General features: G+C 41.3%; 8 protein-coding genes and 1 pseudogene. 1 reads left to right on the forward strand and 8 read right to left on the reverse strand.

Annotated features, from left to right (window positions below):
• Positions 1 to 32: 32 nt before the first annotated feature.
• On the reverse strand, positions 33 to 1,001 hold the full coding sequence (locus DP114_RS18460) for a chlorophyll a/b binding light-harvesting protein (RefSeq protein WP_171976785.1): 969 nt from the start codon (positions 999 to 1,001) through the stop codon (positions 33 to 35).
• Positions 1,002 to 1,143: 142 nt separating this feature from the next.
• Complete coding sequence (locus DP114_RS18465) at positions 1,144 to 2,193, reverse strand: chlorophyll a/b binding light-harvesting protein (protein ID WP_169267358.1); 1,050 nt, start codon at positions 2,191 to 2,193, stop codon at positions 1,144 to 1,146.
• A gap of 191 nt (positions 2,194 to 2,384) precedes the next feature.
• On the opposite strand from DP114_RS18465, the gene DP114_RS18470 reads away from it, so the two are divergent.
• Positions 2,385 to 2,561, forward strand: a complete 177-nt coding sequence (locus tag DP114_RS18470; protein ID WP_171976786.1) for a hypothetical protein — start codon at positions 2,385 to 2,387, stop codon at positions 2,559 to 2,561.
• A 106-nt stretch (positions 2,562 to 2,667) separates the two neighbouring features.
• On the opposite strand, the pseudogene DP114_RS35105 reads toward DP114_RS18470, so the two are convergent.
• From DP114_RS35105 to DP114_RS18500, 6 genes and pseudogenes are all read right to left on the reverse strand, one after another.
• Positions 2,668 to 2,884 (reverse strand): annotated as a pseudogene (locus tag DP114_RS35105) (chlorophyll a/b binding light-harvesting protein); the annotation flags it as partial.
• A 685-nt stretch (positions 2,885 to 3,569) separates the two neighbouring features.
• A complete protein-coding gene (locus tag DP114_RS18480; RefSeq protein ID WP_171976787.1) occupies positions 3,570 to 5,597 on the reverse strand; it encodes an ABC transporter ATP-binding protein/permease in 2,028 nt (675 codons plus the stop codon).
• Positions 5,598 to 5,733: 136 nt separating this feature from the next.
• Entirely contained in the window at positions 5,734 to 6,555 is an 822-nt protein-coding gene (gene proC / locus DP114_RS18485; protein ID WP_171976788.1) for a pyrroline-5-carboxylate reductase, read from the reverse strand.
• 74 nt (positions 6,556 to 6,629) lie between these two features.
• Positions 6,630 to 7,511, reverse strand: a complete 882-nt coding sequence (locus DP114_RS18490; protein ID WP_171976789.1) for a cupin-like domain-containing protein — start codon at positions 7,509 to 7,511, stop codon at positions 6,630 to 6,632.
• 34 nt (positions 7,512 to 7,545) lie between these two features.
• Positions 7,546 to 8,649, reverse strand: coding sequence for a zinc-binding dehydrogenase (locus DP114_RS18495; protein ID WP_171976790.1), 1,104 nt, complete (start codon positions 8,647 to 8,649; stop codon positions 7,546 to 7,548).
• A 55-nt stretch (positions 8,650 to 8,704) separates the two neighbouring features.
• The gene (locus DP114_RS18500) at positions 8,705 to 9,499 is read right to left on the reverse strand and encodes a 2OG-Fe(II)-dependent halogenase WelO5 family protein (protein WP_171976791.1); all 795 of its coding nucleotides are present in this window, start codon (positions 9,497 to 9,499) and stop codon (positions 8,705 to 8,707) included.
• Positions 9,500 to 9,548: the final 49 nt, after the last annotated feature.

Genomic DNA, 9,548 nt, shown 5'->3' on the forward strand with positions numbered 1-9,548 from the left:
TGTATCCCTTACACCCCTATACCCTTACCCCCCTACACCCCTAGTTGCTGACGCGATCGCCAATAATGCCAAACAAAACCTGAAAACGCCAATACACCCAAAAAGAACTGGATATCTGCTGAACCAAGACGGTCTTTACCGTAAAACTCTGGCGGAAAAACTGTCGTGTTATACCCAACAAACACGGCAGAAATAAAACCCATCAAAGCCAAACCTAGTAAACTGTAGGAAAGAATTTCTTCACCATTTGCAATTGGGAAAATTCGCCGAACCCAACCAAAAGGTGCCACAAGAATGTGCCAGGCACCACCCGCAATTAAAATTAAACTTATCCAAATGTGACCACCGATAACATCTTCTAAGTTGTCAACACTTGCCATTCCTAAAAGTGTCCTGGTGCTATCTTTTATGCCAACTAAGTAGCCGAAGATTGTCTTTGGGTCAAGAGTAGGATTGGTAATCAGGTGGACATTTCCAATGTTGGTGTCATAAATTCCACCAAAAAACATTGCTTTGAGCACCAGTAGCAATGCACCAAAACCTAGAAAAATCAGATGATGACCTAAGATGAAACCCAATTTCTTGAGATCGTTCCATTCATAATGAAATTTTGCTGCCCGTCCTCCAGCATCCTTCAAGATAGCTGGGGCGCGAAACACATGAAAAAGTCCCCCTGCGCCCAAAACAGCAGATGCGACTAAATGCAACATTCCAATGACAAAGTAAGGATAAGTATCGACAACTTCACCCCCAGCACCTACTCCCCACCCTAAAGTTGCCAAGTGGGGTAACAAAGTGAGTCCCTGCTCATACATTGGTATGCCTGGGATAAACCGTACCACTTCTAATATGGTCGTTGATCCTACCCAAAACATAATCAAGCCTGCGTGAGCCACGTGAGCGCCCAAAAGCAGACCAGATAAGTCAATTAAACGAGCATTACCAATTAACCAGGGGGAATCTGTGTATGCTGCAAAGGTTTTATCAGTAGAAATTGCCACAATTAAATTCCTTTGTGAACATTCTGAGATTTTGGGAATCTAAATGACTGGTGTCTGACCCAAAAATTACCTGTTGAAGTGAAGTAAGGTGGGCATGGGCAATGCCCACCAGTACTACCAAAATCTTACAATCTATAAAGTTTTACGATTCGCTGCTAGCAGTATCACTACCAACAGCATTTAATGCTTTTTCAACTTGTTTGAAGTCAACGCCAATGGCTCGCAGTGCGTGCCACAGATGTCCTTGCAAGAAGAAGAAAGCTAAGAAGAAGTGGGCGTTTGCCAACCAAGCACGAGACGTGTACGCGCCATTCGCCAACTTGACGCTATCGGCAAAATAGGGCGTTACGCCGAATTTGAGTTCTAAAACAGGACCGTAAAATTCCACGGGATAGGCTAAGGTGTTCACCGCACAAAAGTAAGCTGCAACAAATCCTGCTAAGGCAATACCACCCAAAGAGTAGGAAAGAATGGCTTCACCAGAGAAGATTAAAAGCTTTTTCGCCCAAGCAGCAGGCTGTGTAAGGATGTGCCAAATACCTCCACCAATGAGCAGAAAACCCACATATATATGACCGCCAACTAAATCTTCTAAGTTGTTAACGCTGGCAAAGTGGGTTTGATAGCCGTAGATAACAAATGGGTTGAGGGTAGGCTCACTCACGAGTCGGACATCATGAATTGTGGAGTCGTAGAGTCCTCCCCAGAACATTGCTTTCCCCGCGAGTAGTAAAGCCCCTACTCCCAAGAAAATCAAGTGATGTCCTAAGATAAAGCTGAGTTTTTTGGGATCATCCCATTCAAAGTGAAATTTACGAGCGCGACCAGAGGCGTCTTTCAAGTTCCGAGGACCTTTGAAGGTATGGAAGAGCGCACCTGCACCCAAAACAGCAGATGAGATAAGGTGCAAAACCCCAATCACGAAATAGGGGTAAGTATTCACTACCTGACCGCCTTCTCCCACACCAAAGCCTAAAGTCGCTAAGTGGGGCAGCAAAATCAGCCCTTGCTCACCCATCGGTACCGCAGGGTTGTATCGAGAGAGTTCAAACCAAGTAAATGCACCCGCCCAGAGAGTTGTTAGTGCAGCTTGCGCCACATGTGCGCCGATAAATAAGCCAGAGAGATTAACGAAGCGAGCGTTACCAGCCCACCAATCATATTTGACGTTTCGATTACCGTATGTTTGCATTGCTTTTATCTTGATAAGTTGTTGCTAATAATCATCAACCTTTTTTGTTGATTGCCAGTTGGCTTTTGAGTTGAGGAAAGGGTTTCCCGCTCTCGGGCACGACTGGCTCACCACCTAACTGGCTCACGCCACATGCACGCCACTTGCTACAACGGGGCGGCAGCTTTTCGGGGGAAACTTCCCCCGAAAACGTGCCTTGGGAACCCTCCGCAGTCGCCACAACGGTCAAAGCTCGCCGCTTGGGTTGCTTCCCCCGGCAGACTTTGGGGGAACCCCAACGCCAGATCCCTACGGAGGGAAACCCTCCTGCAGGACTGGCTCCGCAAGGCGCTGCTCTCCGCAACGCAGTGGCTCCTCAACGCGCTTAACCCGCGCACGGTGAGACAGCGCGAATGACGGCTCTCCCGACCTAGGCGACTGCGTTCGGCAAAGCCCGTGCCGGAGGCATACCCGAAGGGCAGTGGCTCCTTAACTTAGGCTTACCAGGTGCGGCAAAAAGAGAATCAAGCTCTGGTCGTACATTGGTTGTGCAGTATTGAAGGGAACCAGTTCAAACAAGGTTATCGCTCCTGCCCATAAGACAAATCTTGCCTGCATGAGCAATATCCGCAGCTAAAAGTCGGCCTGAGAGGTTGGTGAACCAGGTATTCGCTGACCACCAAGGAATCAACATAGGAGTTTGAACAGCCATGTTAGTCATGACTTTCTCTCCTGAAAAATTGTCAAAACAACTGGAATACGCATCTGTCTTAATGAAGAATAATCTCAATTATCTTTGGGTCTATCGTATCAGACTTCTTGCAAACTCTTCTCAAAATACACTGTGAATTTTTGTAACTCTCTTGCCTGAGATTTTAACCTTTCTTAACAAAACGACAAATCATATCAAGCCTGGTATGTAGCGGGTGCTCGTTAAGCGAGGAGATTGTCTAATTGCTTGACTAATCATTCATACTAAATCCGCTTTTGTAACCCCCTTTTGATCCTGGCGACTGGAAGTCGCACGCCAGTTGCTACAACGGGGCGGCAGCTTTTCGGGGGAAGCTTCCCCCGAAAACGTGCGTTGGAAACCCTACCAAGAGCGCGCTTACTCACCGCCTACGCGGACTAATGGAAAAGGGGGTCATTGACCCGGATTTGGTATCACTATTGAAAATATTGCGCTAGATAAGATTTTGAACTCCTACCAATTACTCCCCCTACAACGCGCTTGTGCTAACTCCTGCCCAGACGCTCTTGCAACAAGTCGCAAAGCGAACCGAAGGTTCGCTTTGCGGGAAACTTAGCCTGTGCACTGGCTCCCCTTACACCCCTAATTATTGACAAAAGCGGGTTAAGGAAACATGCCACTGGTGAAGTTGCTGCTAAGTATGGTACTAAACTCTCACCCATTTCAAGACCTTTGGGTCTTTATTATAGTAGTAAGTTAAGCCGTCCTTAGTAGTGATGGATTGACCTTTGCTTGCCTTGCTTCTAACGGTGCTAAGTGAATAGTTTGTTAATATCTGGATTTCTTTATGAGAAAGCCCTTCAATTGTCCCTATTTCTGCTGCTATTTCTTGCTGGATTTGGGATTCATTCTTGGGAGAATCATCTATTGTGATTTGAGCTTTTTCAGGGGAATTAGTGACAATTTCTTGTGCTTTTTGAGTTCGATAATCCTGCACGGTCACAAGTTGCCAACTAGAATCTTGTGAAAGTTCTAGAACCCATTGATGATAATTAAATAAACTTTCTCGATGTCCAACACTGATAAAAGTTGTTTTGGTCTCTTGTAACTGTTGATACAAGTGTCCTTCATTCTTCAAATCCAAAGCACTTGTTGCTTCATCTAATATCGTGAAACTAGGATGAGTAACTATTAGTCGTGCGAATGCTAGACGTTGTTGTTCTCCCAAGGATAATATGTTCTCCCAAGGAACTTCTGTATCAAAGCCATCGACTCGACTAAGTAAGTTTTGCAGATTGACTTGTTGCAAAACTTCTTTGAGTTCTGCATCGCTCATTTGACGATTTGTATTAGGATAAAGTAACTGTTCGCGCAGAGTTCCTAAGATTATATAAGGACGTTGGGGCAAAAATAAAACTTCTTCTAACGATGGTCTTACCAGACGACCAGTTCCTGCGTTCCACAAACCAGCGATCGCTCTTAACAGAGAACTTTTACCTCGACCACTAGGTCCCACTATTAATAAACCTTCTCCAGGTTGAACAGCGAGTGATAAATCTTCGACAATGACCTGCTCATAGTTAGGCGTTTGTAATGTGACATTCTCAAAAGCAAAATGATTATTTTCTATTGTTTTAATAATACTCACATTCTCTGGTTGTTTCGTCACTGCTTCTAGCGCCTCTGAGAACTCAGATAAACGCTCAACGTAACTAGAAAATCTTCCAGAAGTGCCAAATTCACGTATTAATTCTTCCAAAGCGCCAGCAAAAAAATAGCAAGCTGTAGTAGCTTGTCCAATTTGTCCGAAATCAATTTCACCTCTAATAAATAAAGGTCCAAGTACTAAGAGTGTGAAAAATTCGATAGCAGCCCGATATCCTCTGTTAAAAATGTCCTGACTTCTCTCCCAATTAATCTTGTTTTTAGTATTTTTTATGAAATTACTAAATCGGCGTTCTATTATATTCAGTTCCTGTTTTTCTCCTTGAAAAAAAGCTATTGACTCAGCGTGATTGCGAACATGAGTCAGAGAATAACTATAATCGGCTTTAGATTCGAGTTCCGCCTGATTAATTTTAATCAATTCTTGATTTAAGTAAATAGCAATTAAGTTACCTATAATTGTATAGGCAAGCAGAGCAACAGCTACTTGTTGGGAAATTGACCAGACAATTATTAAAAAAGTCGTCATTTCCAGTATTTTTTCTAGGAAAGTAGTTGAAAAACTGAGAGCATTACTGGTAATTGGTTCAATTTCTTGGGATAAACGTTGATCTGGGTTATCAATATCGGCTTTAAAATTAACTTTATAATAAGCACGGTTGTTAAAATATTGATTTAAAATTTTATTATTAAGCCATTTGTACCAATCAACGGCAATTTGTTTTCTAATCCATTTAGAAAATCCTACTAAAAGCGTTATCAAGACAAGTCCTACAGCATAAAATGATATAGTATAAGTAAATTTAGAATAATCTTTCTCTTGAATGATGACATCGATAAGGTAGCGATGAATAAAACTATTAAAAGTATTTGCACTTACAAGGGCGATTATTAGCAATATTAGAAGAAGAAGCATTCCCCAAGCACGAATTACGTCTGAAAAAGCTCTTTCCCCTGGCTTGGTTGGATACCAATAAGGGAGGGCAATGGCTGCTACATCTTTCCAGAATCGAATAAAATCTGTAAAAGCATTTGTTGAGGATTGGGCTTGAACAACTTGGGTTGGCATATTTTGGAATTCAACTAAAATCTTTTATCAATCTTATTACTTTTTTCTGCTGAATAATCAGTAACAAGTAGGGAATGAGAAACCTCCACTCAGCACTTGCAACTCAAATTTATCTTTGCTAGTCGAGCATACTTTTTCAACTCATATTACCTAATTCTTGAGTGCGGCTCAAAGCAGCAAGCACCGCATTAGAAATGACAGTTCGCATACCACCTTTTTCTAACTCATAAAGACCAGCAGCAGTCACTCCCCCAGGACTAGTTACCTTGTTTCGTAAGACTGCTGGATGTTCACTCGTGTGAAACATAAGTTCTACACTACCAGCAATCGTATGCAATGTTAGTTCTTGGGCTTGTGTCCGAGTTAAACCCATCCTCACCCCAGCATCAATCATCGCTTCGATGTACAGAAACACAAATCCAGTCCCCGCACTACTCAGCGCCGTTGCCATATCAAGGTAATGTTCATTTTGAGTCGCAAATTCTTTGCCTAATGCTTGTAGAATGACTTGAGTATGCGATCGCTGTATCTCCGTCACAGTTGATGATAGACTCCACACCGTAGTCCCATGGCCAACTTGTACTGCAATATTCGGCATTGTCCGAACAACAGCAGCATGATTCAACCCTTGGCACAGAGATAAAATACTCACTCCACCCACAATACTAATTACTAAAGCATCAGGTGGAATTTTACCCTTCAGCATAGCCATAACCTCTGCCAAAACCTGCGGTTTCACCGCCAATATCACAATAGATGCGCCTTGTACCGCTTCTATGTTGCAGTTGGTAGTACGTACTCCATATTCTTTTTCCAAATGAAGGCATTGTGCAGACAGTGGATCGCTGACAATTATTCGCTCAGATTTTTCAACAGTTTTTGTTGATAACAATCTATTAATTATCATTTCGCCCATCGTGCCACCCCCGATAAAGGCAATTTTTAAATCTGTGAGCATATCTTCTCCCTGTTATTCAAGCCAATAGTAGTTTCTGATACCTTTCTCATCGATGAAAACTAAGTTTTTTGAATTTATTTGTTTTCTTTAAAAATCTTTCGTCTAAAAAACTTTTTCAATTTTGTATTCCAAACGAAACTAACAGAAATATTTAGCTCATCAAGAGAGTAGACTTGATGCCACCAAAAAGACGGAAAAAATAGTATTTCACCTGGTTCTAGGATACACTCTATATATTTTGCATTTCTGAATTGAGGAAATTTATCAATATCAGGTTGGTCAATATTTAATTGACTCATAAATGGTACTTTTGAATTTTTAGGAAAAGGATATAGAAACGAACTTTGTTTTGGCTCAAACAGTAAAATTCGCTTTCGACCACGCACTTGACATAACACACTTTCTACTGGATCGTGATGTAAGTGCGTGATATTGCCATTGGTACTCATCCAGAAAATAGTACTCAGAGATAAGTATTTATCAATATAATCTGAAATTTCCTTCTCTGTAATACCCAACCAACGAGCAGTATCGATGGATAAGTTTTTATCAATCAAATCTGGAATTGTAATATCTGGAAATAGTTCAGGGAAGGTAGTATGAATTGGATACTGCTGAATGTAATAGTATTGGTTATCTTTTTTTTTATTCACAATCCAATCCGTGAAGTCAGTAAACTTCATTTTTTTGCTAGGGTATATTCCCGCCTCTGAATCATAGGTAAATATTTGATGATCAGAAACGCGAGCATTAATTTTTTTTTCACCTAAAACGCTATTCAAATAATCCAATGACCATAAAGAAAATGCTTTCCATTCAGCTACTATACCCGTAAAAATTACAGGATATTTATAAGAGAGAACTGTGTGTTTAAAGTTCTCTAGCGAAGGTTTATGAATACGTTCAATGTGACTGATTGAAGTTTGATTAAATTTAGTTTCTACAGTGATATTCATAGATACTCCTCATGTTGATTGATGATATAAACGTTTAAATATTAGGCTGAATCACAGCTTTTAATACAGAGCCTTGCTCTACATCCGTCAGTGCTTGATTAACTTCTTCTAATGTATATGAACGAGTAATTATGCTTTCCCAAACAAAATTTTTACTGGAATCACTATGGCGTTTTAGTAATTCAATCATTCTGTAAAAATGGCTGAAATCAATTCCCCAAGTTCCGCGAATATCAATATGTTTGAGATTAATTTCCAAGTGTGGATTGATGAGAATCTCACCCGTATTAGTGTAATGCCCGACAATAACATAGCGACCTCCATTTCTGGTCATATTCAAGCCCTCTTTGACAGCAATGGGAATACCTGTGGCTTCAATAGTGACATCAGCACCGTGTCCGTGCGTCAATTCCAAAACCCGCTCAATATGTTGTTGTGGCTCATCACCCTTAATTACAAGAGTTTCGTCTACACCGAAGGATTTGGCAACTACTAATCGGCTCTCAAATTTATCAATGACAATCACTCTGCCCGCACCTGAAAGCAAAGCTAAAATTGCCACACTTAAACCCACAGGTCCGCAACCCTGCACCACAACAACATCGCCAATTTGAATCTGCGCTCGATCAATAGCGTGTAGTGCAGTTGGTAAAGCACATCCCCCAGCAATGAATTGCTTTGGTGAGACTTCTTCGGGTAAAGTTAGAACTTTAACCCCTGGTTTAAGGTAAATCAGTTGAGACCAACCACCCAATAACCCCTCTTTGGCTGAGTAGGTGACACCATAAACTTTGCGTTGTGGACAGCGAGTGGATGCTTTGGCTACTAGACAATACCAGCAGTTGTAACAGGTTTCGTGGACATCCAGAAAGGTGACGAAGTCTCCTGGCTGAATTAACTTACCATTGACATCACAAAGGAGTCCACCTGTTTCTACCACACGACCAACACAGAAGTGTCCAGGGATGATTGGATATGGTACTCCCTGTAGATGCCCACGTAGTAAATGTACATCAGTTCCACAAACTTCACTATATAAGGTTTCAATAATGATTCCACCCTTTTCTATAATCGGGTCTGGTAATTGTTGCACTTCAACTGGGTGGTTAGGCGCAGTCATCACAGCTGCTAAAGGCATGAATCACTTCCTCACTATGTTTACCAAATTGCTTCCTACTTTTTATTTACCAGCTTCAAGACCACAAAATAATTTCACCGTTAGGTAGTAATCCAATCGCGGAAGTGAAAGTCACACGTTGTCCATCCATCGGCTCAACAGTGTGAAAATTGCGTGTATTGAAAATGAATACATCTCCTACATAAGGTTGGAAAGCGATCGTATCTGCATCTGCAATTACTGTATCACTATAGCCGTAGGAATCGAGTTTATATTGGTCATCTCCTGGTTGCCACTGGCGATCACAAACGCGTGTTTTGCCATGACTATTAGGAGAAAATTTTAAGTACAAATTCCAGGAAAGCTGAGAAATAACTGTACCAACTTCCCATTCAGATTGTTCTAACGGGGCATAATCAATATGAAGTTGAGTACCCTGCTCTATTTTTCTGATCAGTCCTGCATAATAACTACCATAGAAGGGTTCTGAAGCAATTCGCACAGTCGCGCTTGTACACTGTCGAATTTTTACCATTAAGCGTTCTAATGGATTGAAAGACGCTGCCATAATGCAGTCTCTTAATTTAGTTGTGCGTTCTACTGCTTGAAAATAAGCTGTTTTACTAATGCGATTATATTCAAATACTGTGATGCCAATCCGCTCAATCTTGGGATTCACATCTTGATAGCAGTCAAAGTTGAACAATTCAGCTTGAGCTACTAAACTCTCACACTCTTGTGGTGTAGCAAATTCTTTTAGCCGAATTAAAGGAATTCGGTTTTCTAAGAGCATTCTTAAAGATTCTGTATTTAAGGAATACTCTTGCTTGTTTTCCCACACCTTGGATTTCATCTGATTAGAAGTAGCCATACTGCAGTTCCTCACAATTTAATTTCAAATAAACTGAACCATTTTCAAT

Origin of the sequence: Brasilonema sennae CENA114, from assembly GCF_006968745.1 — a bacterium.
Lineage (GTDB): Bacteria > Cyanobacteriota > Cyanobacteriia > Cyanobacteriales > Nostocaceae > Brasilonema > Brasilonema sennae.

Bases quoted from the DNA above. Each gene is read 5' to 3' on its own strand.
- DP114_RS18465 (WP_169267358.1), bottom strand. From the start codon at position 2,193: ATGCAAACATACGGTAATCGAAACGTCAAATATGATTGGTGGGCTGGT.
- DP114_RS18480 (WP_171976787.1), bottom strand. From the start codon at position 5,597: ATGCCAACCCAAGTTGTTCAAGCCCAATCCTCAACAAATGCTTTTACA.
- proC (WP_171976788.1), bottom strand. From the start codon at position 6,555: ATGCTCACAGATTTAAAAATTGCCTTTATCGGGGGTGGCACGATGGGC.
- DP114_RS18490 (WP_171976789.1), bottom strand. From the start codon at position 7,511: ATGAATATCACTGTAGAAACTAAATTTAATCAAACTTCAATCAGTCAC.
- DP114_RS18495 (WP_171976790.1), bottom strand. From the start codon at position 8,649: ATGCCTTTAGCAGCTGTGATGACTGCGCCTAACCACCCAGTTGAAGTG.
- DP114_RS18500 (WP_171976791.1), bottom strand. From the start codon at position 9,499: ATGGCTACTTCTAATCAGATGAAATCCAAGGTGTGGGAAAACAAGCAA.